The organism is Stenotrophomonas sp. YJH_SMC_25 (genome assembly GCF_059369595.1).
The window spans coordinates 491,844-506,173 of sequence record NZ_JCAFSV010000001.1 but is presented as its reverse complement, the minus strand read 5'-3'; the positions used below and the strand labels follow the sequence as shown (position 1 = coordinate 506,173).

Sequence of the window (14,330 nt, the reverse complement as noted above, 5' to 3'; positions counted from 1 at the left end):
GGTGCAGGGCGCAGCCCTGCAAAGGAAGACCCCCTCAGCCGTCGCCCTGGATGCCGCCGGGGGCCTGTGCCGGGTCGCGCCAGCGCCGCACCGTGCGCTGGAAGAACAGGTTGTTCGGCAGCTGCAGCACCGTGCCCTCGTGGCCGTCGCCGGTCTCCTGCAGCGTGGTGTAGATCAGGTTCACGTCGATCACCCGCCCCTTCAGGCCCGGTTTCTCGCCGTTCTCCAGCACCTCGATGTAGTCATGCAGGCGGAACGGGCGCGTGGTGAAGATCAGCAGCGTGCAGAAGATGTTGGAGAGCACGCTCCAGGCCGCGAAGAAGGCCACCGCACCCACCGCCGCGAAGCCGGTGAACGCGGTCCACAGTACCGACGGCGATGCGCCGAGCAGGCTGAGGATGTACAGCACTGCGCTGAAATAGACCACGAAACTGGTGATCCGGCGCGCGCCCATCACCATTTCCGGTGGCAGCGTGTAGTGCTCGGCGAAGCGGCGGATCAAGCGCCGTGCCAGCACCCGCAGCAGCCACGCGGCCAGCAGGGTGAGCAGGATCTTCACGGCGATACCCGCGTCGTGGAGCCAAGGGTAGGTCCAGGCCGGCAGGTGATCCTTCAGCGACAACATCATGGGGGCGACGACGGGTGGCAATAACGGCCCTCGATGTTACCCGGCGCGTGCGGGGGATTCGACCGCCGGGGTCCAGGCCAGGCAGACCAGCTCCTGGCGGTGCTGATGCAGGCAGGCGCGGCCGTTGTCGGGGCGCAGCTGCAGTGACAGGCCCAGCGCCTGCAGCAGGACGCAGGCAGCGATCACCAGCAGGGCGGCGCAGGAAGGGCTGGACATGGCAGGACTCCCGGACGGCAGATTCGCGAAGGACCTTCCATGGATGCAGCAGCCGTCGAAAAGGTTGCATGGCATCGGCCGTCGATCGGCTCTAAACCTTTTCCCGGGTCGCCGCATCCAAGCGATATGCTCGACACCACCATGCCCGCGCTGCCTGCCGCCAACGACGCCGTCGACGAACCCGCCCTGGTGCGGGCGGCGGCCGCCGGCGACACCGCTGCCTACGAACTGCTGTACCGGCGTCACGCGCCGCGTGTATTCGCTGTCCTGTGGCGGTTGTGTGGCGGCCAGCAGGCACGTGCCGAGGATGCGCTGCAGGAGGCCTTCCTGCAGGCCTGGAAAGCCCTGCCAGGGTTCCGTTTCGAGAGCAGCCTGTCCACCTGGCTGCATCGGCTGGGGGTCAACGCCGCACTGATGGAACTGCGCGGTCGCGCCGCAGGGCAGGATCACGACAGTCTGGAGGATGTCGATGGCGGCCTGCAGGAACTGGCGGTGCATGACCGTTGCGCGGGTACCGAGCGTGACCTGGAGCGCGCATTGTCGACACTGCCACCACGGGCGCGTGCGGTACTGGTGCTGCACGATATCGAAGGCTGGAAACACCAGGAAATCGCCGAGCAGCTGCAGATGGCTGTCGGCAGTTCCAAGGCACAGCTGCATCGTGCGCGCGGCCTGTTGCGCGCACGGCTGGGAGACATGACATGAGTACACACGAACACGATTCCGATCACGACCTGCTGGCCCGGCTGCGCGCGCTGCCGAACGAGCGCGATGTACCCGCCGATGGCTGGGCACGCCTGTCCGCCCGGCTGCCGCCGCGTGAATCGCAGGCAGCACCCGCGCCAACGGACAACGTGATGGTCCTGCCGGTGCGTTCGCGGCGCCGCTGGTGGTTGCCGGCCGGCGCTGCCCTGGCGGCCAGCCTGGCACTGTATGCGGTGGCGCCGTGGCGGCATGCGCAGCCGGATACGCCGGCGCCGTCCGCCCTGCAGCTGCAGGCCGCGGCGATGACCGAGCAGTATCAGCAGGCCGTCGCTTCGCTGCCCGATGGACGGGCGCCGGAATGGCAGCCGGCCCTGCACGAACTGGATGAAAGCGCGGCGCAGATCCGTGCCGCCCTGGCGCAGGACCCGCGTGCGCCGCACCTGCTTGGCCAGCTCAAGCGCACCTATGCGCTGCGGCTGGAACTGACCCGGCAGGCGGCCTATGCCGCCGAGTCCGGCTTGACGACCTGAGGAGACCCCCATGACCCGAACCCTGATTTCCTGCTGCGTCGCGCTGCTGTTGGCCCCTGCCGTGGCGCTGGCCGACACCCGCATCGACGAGCGCCACACCTTGGCTGCGGGCGGTCGCATCGAGCTGAGCAACGTGGCCGGCAAGGTGACCGTGCGTGGCTGGGACCGCAATGACGTGCAGCTCACCGGCACGCTCAGCGACGGCCTGCAGTTGCGCCAGGAAAAAAGCGCCAACCGTGTGCGCTGGGAGATCGAATATCCGCGCCGCAGCAACAGCGGTGGTGCAACGCTGGTGCTGAACGTGCCGCGATCGGTGGAGCTGCTGCTGAGCACGGTCAGCGCCAGCCAGGACATCAGTGGTATCGATGTGCGACGGCTGCAGGCCGACACGGTCAGCGGCAGCCTGAGCGCGGCTGGCCGCAGTGGCGACAGCAAGCTCAACACGGTCAGTGGCAGCGTCAGCGCACGCCTGCAGACGCCGAAGCTGGATGTGAACACCGTCAGTGGCCGCATCGAGGCCGGCGGTGGCGTGTCCGGTGATATCGGTGCGCAGACGGTGTCCGGACGGGTCGAGGTCGACGCCGGGCGCGTGCAGCGACTGGCGGTGGAAACCGTTTCGGGCAGCATCGATCTGGCAGCGGCCGGGTTGGCGCCCGGCGGCCGCATCAATGTCGAATCGGTCAGTGCCTCGGTCACGCTGAGCCTGCCACGCACGGTGTCGGCACAGCTGTCGGTGAACAGCTTCAGCGGCTCGATCAACAGCGACGCCGGTCAGGTGGAGCGGCCGCGCTACGGGCCGGGCAGCCATCTCGATACGCGTCTGGGGGGCGGCGATGGAGACATCCGCATCCAGTCGCATTCGGGCAGTGTGCGGGTACGCCTGGATCGCTGAGCACGGTCCGGCAGGCCGCGGCGGCAGCGCCGCCGCGGTCGGTACTGGGTCAGCTGGCTTTCTTCAGCGCCCAGGTGGTGCCGAGGACTTCGATCTTGCCACCGGCCTTGCGGAACGCTGCCAGGTCCGAAGCGATCGAATCGCTGCTGACCACGGTGCTGGCGGCCGCGCCCTTGCGTTCGCTGCGGATGCTGTTGCTGGCCTTCGCGGGGGTCTTTGCCTTGCGGGGCATGGTTGCTCCTGTCAGGTGGAAGGGGAGGAAAGCGCCCAGGCGTCGGCCTGGCGCAGGTAATCCTGCCGCTCGCGGCGGCAGTCATCGCCGCCCATCGAAAACTGGCGGCAGATCGCCGGGCGCTGCGAATAGATCGTGCAGCGCAGGTGATAGGGATCGATCGCCGCGCACCAGCCTTCCTCGTTGCGCGCCATCACGGCACGGCCGTGGGTGTCGCGTGACAGGAACTGGCCAGGCACGTGGTCGCCGGGCTGCAGCAGCACGGGCAGCCGGCAACAGACCGCGTCACAACGGCGGCAGTCGATGGGTGCAGGTGCTGCGTCAGGTTGTAAGGCCACAGGGGCCTGGCGGGTGCCCAAAGCGGGTCTCGATGGCGGCTCAGGTGCTGCGCGGACCATGAACGAGCCAGGAAGGCATGGCCGCTAGGCCCGCAGGGCGGGCCAGGCTGCACCGTGGACACACACCGGCGTGGCCGGTGGAAGGTGCAGCGGGGTTCTAGCCGACCAAGAGTAACTTAGACCGCGTAACGTTTTGTTAATCCTGGCTGGCTGCCGCCAACGCCAGGCCTTGGACCACGCCCAGCGAGGGCTCGCCGTGGACCATGCGGGCCCCCGGGAAGGCCTCGGCCACGGCCTGGCGCAGGTAGCCGGCACGGGACATGCCGCCGGTCAGGAACACCGCATCCGGGTCGCCCCCGATGTCGCTGCGGACTTGGGCCAGCAGTTCCCGGATCTGCTCCAGGTAGCCGTGGGCGGCGGCGGCCAGGCCATCGGCGCTGCTGTCGGCATGCAGGTCGCGGGCGATGTAGTCCAGCGTGCTGCGGTGCTCGCTGGCGGCGCTGAGGGCGATCTTGGCGCGTTCGACATCGCGGTACAGGCGGGCGGTATTGCCGGTGTCCTGCAGGGCCTGCAGGCGCCCGCCCCACGGCTCGTCGACGTGATCGTATTTGTGCTGGCGGAAGTCGCGCTGGCGCGTCATGTCCTGCACGGTGGCTGCTTCCACATAGTGGTGGGCGGGCACGCGGGTGATGCCGCGGCCGAACAGCGGCATGTAGCTGGACAGGCTCAGCGCCAGATCAATGTCGGTACCGCCGCGGGCGATACCCCACGCGCGGTGGATACGCGGGGCGTCGTCGCCACCGACTTCGGCATGCGCGATATCGGTGGTACCGCCGCCGATGTCGACGATCACCGCCTGGTGCCGCTCGCGGCTTTCGGCGTGGTAGTGCATGGCCGCCGCGGCGGGTTCTTCGAGGAAATCGATCTGGTCGAAGCCGGCCTGGGTGGCGGCCTCGCGCAGGATATCCAGTGCCTGGTCATTGCCGGCCGCGCCGATCGAGCTGCGGAACTGCACCGGGCGGCCGAGCAGAGCGGCACGCAGCGGCTGGCCAAGCTGGGCGCTGGCGGTCAGGCGGATGTGTTCGAGGATGTGCGCGGCGATGCCGGTGATGGTCTGCTTCGCGCGTGGGTGCAGGTTGTAGCCCAGCATCGACTTCGGGCTCTGCACCAGGTTGCCTTCGTGTTCCTCGAAATAGGCTTCCAGCGCGTCGTCGCCGTAGACCGCGTTCTGCAGCAGGTCGCTGGCGCTGCGTTCCTTGCCGGCGCGGGCCTCCATCCATTCACGGCGCAGGGCGCGCAGGGCTTCACGGCGCAGCGCCTGCGGGGTGCGTTCCTGGCCGGCGGCACGGGCTGCACGCGCGGCGCTATCGATCATCTGCTGCAGCTGGTGTTCCTGGCCGTCGTCGAGCTGGAAGTCGTCCGGGTCGGGCACCACGCCGGGGAAGTACACGCTGGTGCGGAACTGTTCGGCGTCACCGAAACGGATCGGCAGCAGTTTCCCCTCATGCACGATGGCGGCGGCGGAGTTGCTGGTACCGAAGTCGATGCCGAGGCGCATGGGGAGTTCCGGGGGCGGTCAGGGGCCGCGCACTCTGCTGCAGTTCGTCGCCGACTGCAAGTTCCAGCGTCGCGGCTGCTCCAGCCGCGGTCATGGCGGCGGCCGGGCACCTGCCAGGGAGCCGGGGCCCCGGACCGGGCGGTTACAATGGCGGCTGTTGATTCACTTTGAGGTACTTGCCGATGTCGTCTGTTCCCGCCTGCCCGCAGTGCACCCTGGAAAACACCTATGCCGATGGCGCGCTGTGGATCTGCGCCGATTGCGGTTTCGAATGGACCGCCGAGGAAAGTGCCGGTTCGACCCTGGTCGTGCGTGACAGCAACGGCAATACCCTGCAGGCCGGCGACACCGTCACCGTGATCAAGGACCTGAAGGTGAAGGGGTCTTCGATCCCGCTGAAGCAGGGCACCGTGATCCGCAACATCCGCCTGGTCGAAGATGATGCCGAGCACATCGAAGGCAACTCGGACAAGATCAAGGGCCTGGTCCTGAAGACCTGCTTCCTCAAGAAGGCCTGATCGGTCTCAGCGCCTGGCCTGCTGCTGCGCGCGCCAGCGGGCCAGGCTGTCGAGCTTGGCCTGGTAGCGTGCCTGCTCCGGTGCACCACCCAGCAGCTGCGCGCGGGTCAGTTCACGGTCGGCGCGTTCAAGCTGCCCGGACAGGAAATACACGCGCGCCAGCCCGAAGTGGAACTGGTGCGCGGTGTCATACAGGCGCACGGCCTGCCGGTAATAGCGGATGGCTTCGGCCAGCTTTCCGGCCTGCTCGGCCTGCGTGCCCAGCATGTACTGCGCGAACGGGTCCTCACGCTGCACCGACTTCAAGCGTCGCTCCAGGGCCTTGGCCTGCGCATCCAGCCCAAGCTGCCGATACAGCGCGCTGGCATTGGTCAGCGCCGCATCCTGGCGACCGTCCAGGCGCAGGGCGCGGTCCAGTGCCTGCCGCGCCGCATCGGTGTTGCCCTCACGGTTGTCGAGCACACCCAGGTTGTTCCAGACCGAGGGGAACGCGCGATCCTGCACGACCGAGGCATCGAAGAACGCGCGGGCGCCGACGAGGTCTCCTTCGGCCATGCGTTCGGCACCTCGATTGTTGTAGAAATGGGCCAGTGCACGCGCGCGGCTGACCGGCTGCGGGCCGTGGCGGTCGTAGAGTACGTTGCGATCGAGGTCGACCGTGGCGTAACGCCCCGCGATCTCCACGCCCGCGTTGACGTGGCCCACACTGTAGACCACGCCGGCGTCCTGGTCCTGGTACCAGGACACGACCTGGCCGACTTCCTGGACGCGGGCCTGGATGCCAGCCTCGCGCGCCAGTGCCACGAACATCAGCGTGAAGGCGAGGCAGTTGGCGCGGCGCTGCTGCCAGACTTCGTCCACGGTGTAGGTCGCGTTCGCGTCGTACTGCAGGTCCAGCCCCTGGCGGCCGAAGATCATTTCCACCAGTGCCTGCAGCCGCTGCTCGCGCGATGAACTGCGGTCGATCACCTGCGCCTGCAGCATCGCGCGCATTGCGGGAGGAATCGCGAAGACCTGTTCCGGTGAGGGGACCTCCACCGGGGTGACGCTTCCGATGGGCGGGAGTGCATCGGTGCGCGGGTGGTTCTGTGCGCAGAGCGGCGCGGCCATCAAAGCGGCCAGGACCACGACGAAGATGCGGGCGGCAGGGCGGTACATGACAGTTCCCGGCAGCGGCGGGCGCTCCCGCCTGCAGCGAGTGTAGACCCGGCGGCGCCGCGCTGCAGTGACCGTTGGTCGGCGCGTGGCCGGTACGGCGTTTCATCCACAACCGATGTGGACCAGCGCTCGACAAAGCTGTGGACAACCGCGTCCAGGCCTCACCGGGCAAGCGTTGTGAGTATGTGGTGAAAAAACCATCAGCTTGCCGCGGGGCTGCGCAGGCGGGATGATCCGGGTATGGATTTCTCTCCGCTGACGCTGGCTCCTGCGCAGTGGCAGGCGCTGCAGGACAGCTACGCAACGCCGCCCCGCGCCTACCACCACTTCGGACACGTACGCGCGGTGCTGCAGCACTGCCAGGACGTGGCTGACGGCCCGGGCTGGCAGAGGCCCGCCGAGGTGTACCTGGCCGTGCTCTACCACGACGCGATCTATGTGGCGGGCCGCAAGGACAACGAAGCGCGTTCGGCGGCGCTGGCCCTGCAGGCAATCGCACGGGCCCCGGAACTGGCCGGCGTCGACGCCGCGCGGGTCGAGCAGTTGATCCTGCTGACAGCCCGCCATGGCGATCTGGGCCCGGACGACGTTGATGCCGAGGCCGCGCTGTTCCTGGACTGCGACATGGCGATCCTGGCCGCGCCCGAGCCGGTGTTCGCTGCCTACGATCGTGGCGTGGCCGAAGAGTACAAAGGGGTCGTGCCGGGCTTCCTGTACCGCGCCGGGCGTCGCCGTTTCCTGCAGGGGCTGCTGCGGGCGCCGCGCATCTTCCTCAGTGACTTCTTCCACCAGCGTCTGGATGCGGCGGCTCGGGAAAACCTGCGTCGACAGCTGGCCCGCTGAGCTGGACCGGTACACTTGGGCCTGCTCTCACCGATTGTCGCTTCCCACTGTGTCCGTCCCTGATCCCGACCCCCGCCCGCTGCCCCCCGAAGAGCCCGGTCCCAACGAGTGCTGTGGCAGCGGCTGTCCGCTGTGCGTGCTGGATCTGTATGCCGATGAGCTGCAGCGCTATCGCAAGGCGCTGGCCGAGTGGAAGACGCGGCATCCGGAGGCAACGCCATGAGCCGTGCGCGTCCGGCGGCGGTGCTGGCACTGGTGGCGCTGCTGCTGTTCGTGACCACCGCGCTGTGGACCCAGGTCGCGCGCAGTGATCTGGACTGGGTGCGGGCAACCTTGAGCCTGTACCTGCACGGGCCGTGGGGCCTGGCATTGCGCGCTGCCTACTGCCTGCTGGCGCTGGCCATTGCGGCGCTTGGCATTGCGCTGTATCGCGGCAGCATCGGGCCGCGCCGCAGTGCGGCGGCGCCGCTGTTGTTCACTGTCTCTGCGCTGGGGCTGGCGACGGTCGCCATCGGTGACAGCTGGCTGCCTGAAGCGACCCCGCTGCTTGCACCGTTCATCCATGGACTGGCAGCCAACACCGCGTTCCTGTGTGCCAGCGTCGGCATGCTGCTGCAGGCCTGGTACCTGCGCCGCGAACCGGGTTGGCAGTCCGCCGCGGGCCTGCTCTGGGGCTGGGCATGGCTGGCCTTCGTGCTGCTGTGGCTGCATGTGCTGTGGCGTGGTGGACCACCGCGTGGGCTGGGACAGAAAGTGGTGATCGCGGTGATCGTTGGCTGGCTGCTGTATCTGGCGATGGCCCTGTACCGGCGCAGCCGTCGGGCCGTAGCCCACTGAATCCCCAACGGCCTGCGCCGGTACGTGCCGTGCACGCGGCGGCGGCGTATCGTGTGCGCATTCCATCGGGGATGCGACATGAAGCGTGCAGGGCTGGGCAGGGCAATGGGTGTGGTTCTGGCGTTGGCAGCACTGCCGGCAATGGCGGCGGCCAACGTGCAGCAGTTCAGCCACGGGCGGTTCGAGCAGATTCCGGTGCACATGCCGGCTGGCACGCCGCAGCGTGTGGTGATCTGGTTCCATGAACCCACCGCCGGTGGTGATACCAGCCGCCTTCCGATCGAGGCCCTGCGTGCCGATGGCGCGATGGTCGCTGCCGTGGACATCGCGCATCTGCGCAGCGTGCTCAAGCGCGAGGGGAATCCGACCTGTTCGTTCGGTTCCGGCGACGTCGAGAACTTCTCGCGCTGGTTGCAGGCCTCCCTGCACCTGCCTGGCTACCACCTGCCGCTGGTCGGTGGTGATGGTGAAGGCGCCGAGATGGCCTACACGCTGGCCGCACAGGCCGACACCCAAGTGTTCGCCGGCCTGCTGACCACTGGCTTCTGCCCGGATCGCAGCCACGAGCGCATGGTCTGCGGCGATGGCGTGAAGCACAACAAGCTGCAGCCTGCCGAGTTGAATTCCCCGTGGCTGAGCGCCGCCGGCGACCATGGCTGCAAGGTTGGCGAGGCCAGCCGCTTCGTGCAGCAGGTGGCGATGGCACGCGAGTTCAAGCGCACCGCGCGCGGTGATGCTTCACCCGGCCTGGTGGCGGCGGCGCGGGTGATCGGCGCGCAGGCCGGCGTCAGCCTGGCACCGCCACCAGCCGCGCTGAAGGGCCTGCCGATAGTGGAAGTACCCGCTGCCGGTAATGGCGACACGCTGGCCGTGTTCGTTTCCGGCGATGGCGGCTGGGCCGGCCTGGACAAGGACGTGGCATCGTCGCTCAACGAGCATGGCGTGGCCGTGGTCGGCATCGACTCACTGCGCTACTTCTGGAGCGAACGCACGCCGAAGGGATTTGCCACTGACCTGCAGAAGATCATCGATCACTACCGCCAGCAGTGGCATCGCGACAAGGTGATGCTGATCGGTTTCTCGCAGGGTGCCGACGTGCTGCCGGCCACCATCAACCAGCTCGATGCCGATACCCGCGCAGCGCTGGATCGTATCGTGCTGTTGTCGGTAGGCAGGAAGGCCGACTTTGAATTCCACGTCAGCAACTGGCTGGGTGGTGGCGGCGATGGTCTGCCGATCGCGCCGGAAGTGGCGAAGCTGCCGGCGGCGAAGACCCTCTGCGTGTATGGCGACAAGGATGACGACGCGCTGTGCCCCGGCCTGCCGGCCAACGACGGCGTGCAGAAGGTGAAGCTGCCGGGCGACCATCACTTCAATGGTGATTACGACCGATTGGCCGAAGTGATCCTCAAGGGCGGGGCGTAGCGCCGGGCCACGCCCGAACGCTGTCGCCGCCGTGTCGACCAAGGTCGACACCTACCGGGTGGTTTGCAGCGCCGGGCCATGCCCGGCGGCTCAGGGCTTCAGTTACGCCGCGGGTCCAGCGAGATCAGGCGCGTGGCATCCAGCAACGCGGCCGGCAGATGCATGCCGCCGGGTGCTGCCAGATAGCGCGGTCGCCACTGCGGGTCGAACTTCGACTTGAAGCGGCGCAGGCCACTGAAGCCATAGAAGCGTTCGCCATGCCGCGCGAGCAGGCCGGCCAGTCGGTTCCAGCGACCAGCAAGGCGATGCTGGGCCAGCCCGGACAGCGGCGCCATGCCCAGCGAGAAGCGCGCATAGCCCTGCGCGCGGCCCCACAGGAACAGCTCGATGAACAGGAAGTCCATCGTGCCCTTCGGTGCCTCGTTGACGTGGCGCATGAGGTCCACCGACAGCTCGGCACCGGCCGGTGCCTGCCACAGGTTGGCGAATGCCACGATCTGGCCCTCGGCTTCGACCAGCGCCACCGGGAAGCGCGCCAGGTAATCCGGATCGTAGCTGCCCAGCGAGAAACCCTTCTCGTCGCCGGCCTTGTCTTCCAGCCACGCGTTGGAGATCGCGTGCAGGCGGGGAAGCAGGCTGGGAATCTCTTCCACCGGTGCCACGCGGAACGAAAGGCCCCCGCGCTTGCCACGGTTCCAGGCCTGGCGCAGATCGGCGCGTTCGCGGCCTTCCAGGCCGAAGTCGTGCAAGGGCACGATCGCTTCCTCGCCCAGCTTGACCAGGCCCAGGCCCAGGTCGAGATAGGTCTGCCAGTAGGTCTCGCCCACCTGGTAGAACACCGGGCGCAGGCCGAGCCGGTCAGCTTCCTCGCGGAAGCGCCATATCAGCGCGCGCGCCACATCAGGCGGGCCGACCGGATCGCCCATCGCGATCAGCGAACCGCCGTAGCGCTGCATCATCACGAAGCCCTGTTTCGCATCATCGCGCAGCACCGCCTTGTCGGCGGTCAGTACCAGGCAGGCCTGGGTATCGGTGGCACCGGCCAGTACCGGCGCCAATGATTGCAGCGTGGCCTCGTCGGCGGCTGGCAGCGGGCTGCGCGTACTGTGCAGCAGCCGCGCCAGGCCGAACATCACCAGCGCGATCGCCACCACCAGCAGCGCACGCAGCGCACGCGGTGCGTTGCCGGATATCGCAAACTGCCACCACAGCTCGTTCTGGTACTCGACATGGCTGTAGGTGAAGAACAACAGCCAGGTGACCGCCACCAGTACCAGGCCGAGGTTGCGCAGCCATGGCCACGACCATGCTTCATCGAGCAGCGCGCCCTGGCGGTAGAACTCGCGGCGTGCGGCCCACAGCGCCATCGCCACCAGCAGGGCGGAGACCGCGATCAACGGTTGGCCACCGCGCAGCCACAGTGGCAACGGGGTGATCACGCACACGGCCATCGCCAGCATCCATGCGGCATGGCTGCGCCGGGCCAGGCCCTGGCCGATCAGCAGCAGGGCGACGCCGCTGAGGCTGCCGATCAGATGGGACGTTTCCAGGATCGGCAGTGATGCGTTGACCAGGTGACGGCGCGGCGTGGGCAACGTGCCGTCGATGACCAGCGCAGCACCGATGCTGAACACCGCCAGCGCGATGATCTGCGGCAACCATGGGCGCAGCGCGTTCCAGCCGGCACGGGTTGCCCCGGCACTGGCCTGCAGCGGCTGGCGCAGCGCGGGTGCAAGCGCGAGCAGGGTGGCCAGCAGCAGGGGCAGCACGTAGTAGGTGACGCGGTAGATCAACGCCGCCGCCAGCACCGCAGCCGGTGCCACCTGTGGCAGCAGCTTCAGCAGGCTCCATTCGAACACGCCGAGGCCGGCGGGCACGGTCGAAACCAGGCCGGCCAGCACCGCGACCAGGTACAGGCCGACGAAGCCGGGCAGGCCGGTCGGCGTCGAGTCCGGAAGCAGCACATAGAACGCGGCACTGGCCAGCACCAGCTCGATCACGCTGAGCACGGTCACCCCGATCATCGTGCGCCGGTCGGGCAGCCACAGCGCATGGCCGAACACGCTGAACTGGCGTCCATCGCGGCCGACCAGTAGCAGGGTGGCCGCATAGGCCAGCAGCGCGACGATGCCGACCACGCGCACCGCATCCGGGTCCAGCGGCAGGGCAAGCGCCGCTGCCGCCGGTTCCATGCACAGCGCCACGCTGATCAGCAGCCACGCACCGAACACGAAGCCGAGCGTGCTCATCAGCACGACCTGGCCGATCTGCGCCAGGTCGAGGCCGGCGGTACGGTAGCCGCGCAGGCGCACCGCACCGCCGGTGAGCGCGGCAAAGCCCACGGTCTGGCCGAGCGTGTGTGCCAGGAACGCGGTGATGCCGATGCGCGCCGGATGCACGCGGATGCCGCTGCGGCGCAGGCCGATGGCATCAAAGCCGATCAGGCAGGCATAGCTGGCCAGGCCCAGCACGACAGTAAGCGCGATCTGCGTGCCACTGAGCTGGTGGAAGGCATGGCGGATGGCGCGGTAGCCGTTCTCATCGAACTCGTTGGCCAGGCCGTGCAGCGCCAACGCAAGGATCAGCAGCGGGATGACGATGGTGAGGACCCGCTTCCATGCCGGGGTGGAGGGAGCGGTGGCGGGGTCGGTGGTTTCGGTCATCGGCGCAAGGGTGCGTCAGGGAGGGCGAGGGCGGTGTCAATGCAGCCGTGGCGCATCGTGCGCCTGTCGCTGGCATTTGACCAGCGTCGCTGTCGGAAGCCGGTAGTGACCGTGTGTGGATGGCTGCCCTGCACCCATCGTTGACCGGTTTGGAGGACAATGCAGGCCTGATCACCCGCAGGAGCCACGCCCATGATGGAGCGTTACGACGTCGGACCGCGCATGTCCGAAATGACCGTGTACAACAAGGTCGCCTACCTTTCCGGCCAGATTCCGGAAGACACCAGCCAGGACATCACCGGGCAGACCCGGCAGGTGCTGGCCGAGATCGACAAGCTGCTGGCGCTGGTGGCCAGTGATCGCCAGCACGTGTTGCGCGCCGAAGTGTTCCTGGCCGACATGGCCGATTTCGACGGTATGAACAAGGCATGGGATGAGTGGGTGGTGGAAGGTGCGACCCCGGCGCGCGCCACGGTCGAGGCCAAGCTGGCCCACGCCGACTGGAAGGTCGAGATCGTGGTGACGGCGGCAGTGCCGTAACGGCAAGGTCACCTCCCAGCAGTGGAGGGGGGGTAGAGTCGACTGTCGCGCGCAGCGCGGGGTTTTGCGCCGCCGGAACGAAGAGCAGTCGACTAACAGCCGACTCTACCCCGCCGCTCCACCGCCGGTTGGTCTGGTGGCTAGGCCGGCACCAGCTCGATGCAGTCCACCGGGCACGGCGGGATGCACAGCTCGCAGCCGGTGCACAGATCGGCGATCACCGTGTGCATGTACTTGGCGCCGCCGATGATGGCGTCCACCGGGCAGGCCTGGATGCACTTGGTGCAGCCGATGCAGTCGGCTTCCACGATCAACGCCACCTGCGGCGCCTTGTGCTCGCCGCGCGAACGATCAAAAGGAATCGCCGGTACGCGCAGAACCTGGGCCAGCGCGCGTGCACCGGCATCGCCACCGGGTGGGCAGCGGTCGACGCCTGCCTCGCCGCGCGCCATCGCCTGCGCGTACGGTCGGCAGCCGTCGTAGCCGCATTGCCCGCATTGGGTCTGCGGCAGCAGGCGGTCGAGGCGTTCGGTCAGGGGCGGGATCAGGCTCATGCGTGGCGAAGGCTGCGCGTCGGGTTACTTCAGGGGTTTGCCGCGGAACCAGCGCTCGTGGGCCAGCGCCAGCATCGGCTTGTCTTCGGAACTGTCACCGTAGGCATGGATGCGCACGTAACGCGACAGATCGAACTGGCGACGGATGTGCTCGACCTTGCGCGGGCCACAGTCGCCACCGGCGTAACGGCCGGTCAGGCGTCCGTCCTGACATTCCAGCCGGTTGCAGATCAACTGCAGGCCCAGCTGCTCGCACCACGGCCGCAGGTACAGGTCCAGCGAGCCGGACACGATCACCACGGTGTGCTGCTGTTCCTTGTGCCAGCGGATCTGCTCCAGCATTTCCGGGCGCACCACGTCGGGCAGGAACTCACGCGAGAAGCCGGCGGCCAGGGTGGCGATGTCGTCACTGTGGCGGTCGCTGAAGGTCAGGCGGGTGACGCGCGCGCGGATGCGTTCGGCCGAGATCAGCTTCAGCTTGTACGCGAGCAGCCACGGGCCGACCTTCCACCACGCCTGCGCCAGCTGTTCGGCGGTGGCCACGCGGCGCAGGAAACGGCCATAGGTATCGCAGGTGGTCACGGTGTGGTCGAAGTCGAACAGCGCCAGTTCCATTCCGTTGCCTCCCATCGCGTTGCCTCCGCTGGCCAATGCTGCCGGCGGGCGCGGCCGAGGCCACGCCCGCTGCGGGCA

Annotated in this window: 18 protein-coding genes; 9 read left to right on the top strand and 9 right to left on the bottom strand. The window is 68.1% G+C overall.

Features of this window, described 5'->3' with window-relative positions; genetic code table 11:
* Nucleotides 1-34: 34 nt before the first annotated feature.
* Nucleotides 35-628 carry a mechanosensitive ion channel family protein gene (locus tag AC5P7E_RS02415; protein WP_005410571.1) on the bottom strand — a complete coding sequence of 198 codons (594 nt, stop codon included), beginning with the start codon at nt 626-628 and terminating at the stop codon, nt 35-37.
* Nucleotides 629-664: 36 nt separating this feature from the next.
* Nucleotides 665-844 carry a hypothetical protein gene (locus AC5P7E_RS02410; RefSeq protein WP_024958248.1) on the bottom strand — a complete coding sequence of 60 codons (180 nt, stop codon included), beginning with the start codon at nt 842-844 and terminating at the stop codon, nt 665-667.
* Nucleotides 845-970: 126 nt separating this feature from the next.
* Here AC5P7E_RS02410 and AC5P7E_RS02405 point away from each other — a divergent pair, with 126 nt between their 5' ends.
* Genes AC5P7E_RS02405 through AC5P7E_RS02395 form a run of 3 tightly spaced genes read left to right on the top strand, consistent with a single transcriptional unit; the run spans nt 971 to nt 2,971 of the window.
* Entirely contained in the window at nt 971-1,549 is a 579-nt protein-coding gene (locus AC5P7E_RS02405) for an RNA polymerase sigma factor (protein ID WP_005414221.1), read from the top strand.
* Entirely contained in the window at nt 1,546-2,079 is a 534-nt protein-coding gene (locus AC5P7E_RS02400) for a hypothetical protein (protein WP_111117954.1), read from the top strand. Before AC5P7E_RS02405 ends, AC5P7E_RS02400 begins: the two co-directional genes overlap by 4 nt.
* Before the next feature lie 10 nt (nt 2,080-2,089).
* Nucleotides 2,090-2,971, top strand: a complete 882-nt coding sequence (locus AC5P7E_RS02395; RefSeq protein ID WP_100438804.1) for a DUF4097 family beta strand repeat-containing protein — start codon at nt 2,090-2,092, stop codon at nt 2,969-2,971.
* A 49-nt stretch (nt 2,972-3,020) separates the two neighbouring features.
* On the opposite strand, the gene AC5P7E_RS02390 is transcribed toward AC5P7E_RS02395, so the two are convergent.
* From AC5P7E_RS02390 to AC5P7E_RS02380, 3 genes are all read right to left on the bottom strand, one after another.
* A complete protein-coding gene (locus AC5P7E_RS02390) occupies nt 3,021-3,203 on the bottom strand; it encodes a hypothetical protein (RefSeq protein ID WP_005410566.1) in 183 nt (60 codons plus the stop codon).
* Between the two features lie 11 nt (nt 3,204-3,214).
* Entirely contained in the window at nt 3,215-3,508 is a 294-nt protein-coding gene (locus AC5P7E_RS02385; RefSeq protein WP_053462562.1) for a YkgJ family cysteine cluster protein, read from the bottom strand.
* A 229-nt stretch (nt 3,509-3,737) separates the two neighbouring features.
* A complete protein-coding gene (locus AC5P7E_RS02380) occupies nt 3,738-5,099 on the bottom strand; it encodes an Hsp70 family protein (RefSeq protein ID WP_012480950.1) in 1,362 nt (453 codons plus the stop codon).
* A gap of 182 nt (nt 5,100-5,281) precedes the next feature.
* On the opposite strand from AC5P7E_RS02380, the gene AC5P7E_RS02375 reads away from it, so the two are divergent.
* Nucleotides 5,282-5,617, top strand: coding sequence for a zinc ribbon domain-containing protein YjdM (locus AC5P7E_RS02375; protein ID WP_005414225.1), 336 nt, complete (start codon nt 5,282-5,284; stop codon nt 5,615-5,617).
* Between the two features lie 6 nt (nt 5,618-5,623).
* Here the strand turns inward: AC5P7E_RS02375 and AC5P7E_RS02370 are convergent, their stop codons facing one another.
* The gene (locus AC5P7E_RS02370) at nt 5,624-6,775 is read right to left on the bottom strand and encodes a transglutaminase-like domain-containing protein (protein WP_043035446.1); all 1,152 of its coding nucleotides are present in this window, start codon (nt 6,773-6,775) and stop codon (nt 5,624-5,626) included.
* Nucleotides 6,776-7,015: 240 nt separating this feature from the next.
* Between AC5P7E_RS02370 and AC5P7E_RS02365 the strand changes: the two genes are divergently transcribed.
* The 4 genes from AC5P7E_RS02365 (at nt 7,016) to AC5P7E_RS02350 (ending at nt 9,880) form a co-directional block, all read left to right on the top strand.
* A complete protein-coding gene (locus tag AC5P7E_RS02365) occupies nt 7,016-7,618 on the top strand; it encodes an HD domain-containing protein (protein WP_005410561.1) in 603 nt (200 codons plus the stop codon).
* A gap of 34 nt (nt 7,619-7,652) precedes the next feature.
* On the top strand, nt 7,653-7,841 hold the full coding sequence (locus AC5P7E_RS02360) for an oxidoreductase-like domain-containing protein (RefSeq protein ID WP_012480947.1): 189 nt from the start codon (nt 7,653-7,655) through the stop codon (nt 7,839-7,841).
* Nucleotides 7,838-8,455: a DUF998 domain-containing protein gene (locus AC5P7E_RS02355; RefSeq protein WP_043035448.1), complete on the top strand. Its 618-nt coding sequence runs from the start codon at nt 7,838-7,840 to the stop codon at nt 8,453-8,455. The genes AC5P7E_RS02360 and AC5P7E_RS02355 overlap by 4 nt, the downstream gene beginning before the upstream one ends.
* A gap of 78 nt (nt 8,456-8,533) precedes the next feature.
* Nucleotides 8,534-9,880 (top strand): virulence factor family protein, encoded by a 1,347-nt coding sequence (locus tag AC5P7E_RS02350; protein WP_223846435.1) that lies wholly within the window; start codon nt 8,534-8,536, stop codon nt 9,878-9,880.
* Nucleotides 9,881-9,978: 98 nt separating this feature from the next.
* Here AC5P7E_RS02350 and mprF read toward each other — a convergent pair whose 3' ends face one another.
* On the bottom strand, nt 9,979-12,543 hold the full coding sequence (mprF, locus tag AC5P7E_RS02345) for a bifunctional lysylphosphatidylglycerol flippase/synthetase MprF (RefSeq protein WP_005414230.1): 2,565 nt from the start codon (nt 12,541-12,543) through the stop codon (nt 9,979-9,981).
* A gap of 192 nt (nt 12,544-12,735) precedes the next feature.
* On the opposite strand from mprF, the gene AC5P7E_RS02340 reads away from it, so the two are divergent.
* Entirely contained in the window at nt 12,736-13,083 is a 348-nt protein-coding gene (locus AC5P7E_RS02340) for a RidA family protein (protein WP_005410556.1), read from the top strand.
* A gap of 140 nt (nt 13,084-13,223) precedes the next feature.
* Here the strand turns inward: AC5P7E_RS02340 and rnfB are convergent, their stop codons facing one another.
* Complete coding sequence (gene rnfB, locus AC5P7E_RS02335; RefSeq protein ID WP_005410555.1) at nt 13,224-13,637, bottom strand: Rnf electron transport complex subunit RnfB; 414 nt, start codon at nt 13,635-13,637, stop codon at nt 13,224-13,226.
* A 24-nt stretch (nt 13,638-13,661) separates the two neighbouring features.
* Complete coding sequence (locus tag AC5P7E_RS02330) at nt 13,662-14,252, bottom strand: HAD family hydrolase (RefSeq protein ID WP_005414141.1); 591 nt, start codon at nt 14,250-14,252, stop codon at nt 13,662-13,664.
* Nucleotides 14,253-14,330 lie beyond the last annotated feature (78 nt).

Coding starts and splice junctions, on each gene's coding strand:
- rnfB (WP_005410555.1), bottom strand. CDS start 13,637: ATGAGCCTGATCCCGCCCCTGACCGAACGCCTCGACCGCCTGCTGCCG.
- AC5P7E_RS02365 (WP_005410561.1), top strand. CDS start 7,016: ATGGATTTCTCTCCGCTGACGCTGGCTCCTGCGCAGTGGCAGGCGCTG.
- AC5P7E_RS02415 (WP_005410571.1), bottom strand. CDS start 628: ATGATGTTGTCGCTGAAGGATCACCTGCCGGCCTGGACCTACCCTTGG.
- AC5P7E_RS02380 (WP_012480950.1), bottom strand. CDS start 5,099: ATGCGCCTCGGCATCGACTTCGGTACCAGCAACTCCGCCGCCGCCATC.
- AC5P7E_RS02375 (WP_005414225.1), top strand. CDS start 5,282: ATGTCGTCTGTTCCCGCCTGCCCGCAGTGCACCCTGGAAAACACCTAT.
- mprF (WP_005414230.1), bottom strand. CDS start 12,543: ATGACCGAAACCACCGACCCCGCCACCGCTCCCTCCACCCCGGCATGG.
- AC5P7E_RS02330 (WP_005414141.1), bottom strand. CDS start 14,252: ATGGAACTGGCGCTGTTCGACTTCGACCACACCGTGACCACCTGCGAT.
- AC5P7E_RS02405 (WP_005414221.1), top strand. CDS start 971: ATGCTCGACACCACCATGCCCGCGCTGCCTGCCGCCAACGACGCCGTC.
- AC5P7E_RS02340 (WP_005410556.1), top strand. CDS start 12,736: ATGATGGAGCGTTACGACGTCGGACCGCGCATGTCCGAAATGACCGTG.
- AC5P7E_RS02390 (WP_005410566.1), bottom strand. CDS start 3,203: ATGCCCCGCAAGGCAAAGACCCCCGCGAAGGCCAGCAACAGCATCCGC.
- AC5P7E_RS02370 (WP_043035446.1), bottom strand. CDS start 6,775: ATGTACCGCCCTGCCGCCCGCATCTTCGTCGTGGTCCTGGCCGCTTTG.
- AC5P7E_RS02410 (WP_024958248.1), bottom strand. CDS start 844: ATGTCCAGCCCTTCCTGCGCCGCCCTGCTGGTGATCGCTGCCTGCGTC.
- AC5P7E_RS02395 (WP_100438804.1), top strand. CDS start 2,090: ATGACCCGAACCCTGATTTCCTGCTGCGTCGCGCTGCTGTTGGCCCCT.
- AC5P7E_RS02355 (WP_043035448.1), top strand. CDS start 7,838: ATGAGCCGTGCGCGTCCGGCGGCGGTGCTGGCACTGGTGGCGCTGCTG.
- AC5P7E_RS02350 (WP_223846435.1), top strand. CDS start 8,534: ATGAAGCGTGCAGGGCTGGGCAGGGCAATGGGTGTGGTTCTGGCGTTG.
- AC5P7E_RS02400 (WP_111117954.1), top strand. CDS start 1,546: ATGAGTACACACGAACACGATTCCGATCACGACCTGCTGGCCCGGCTG.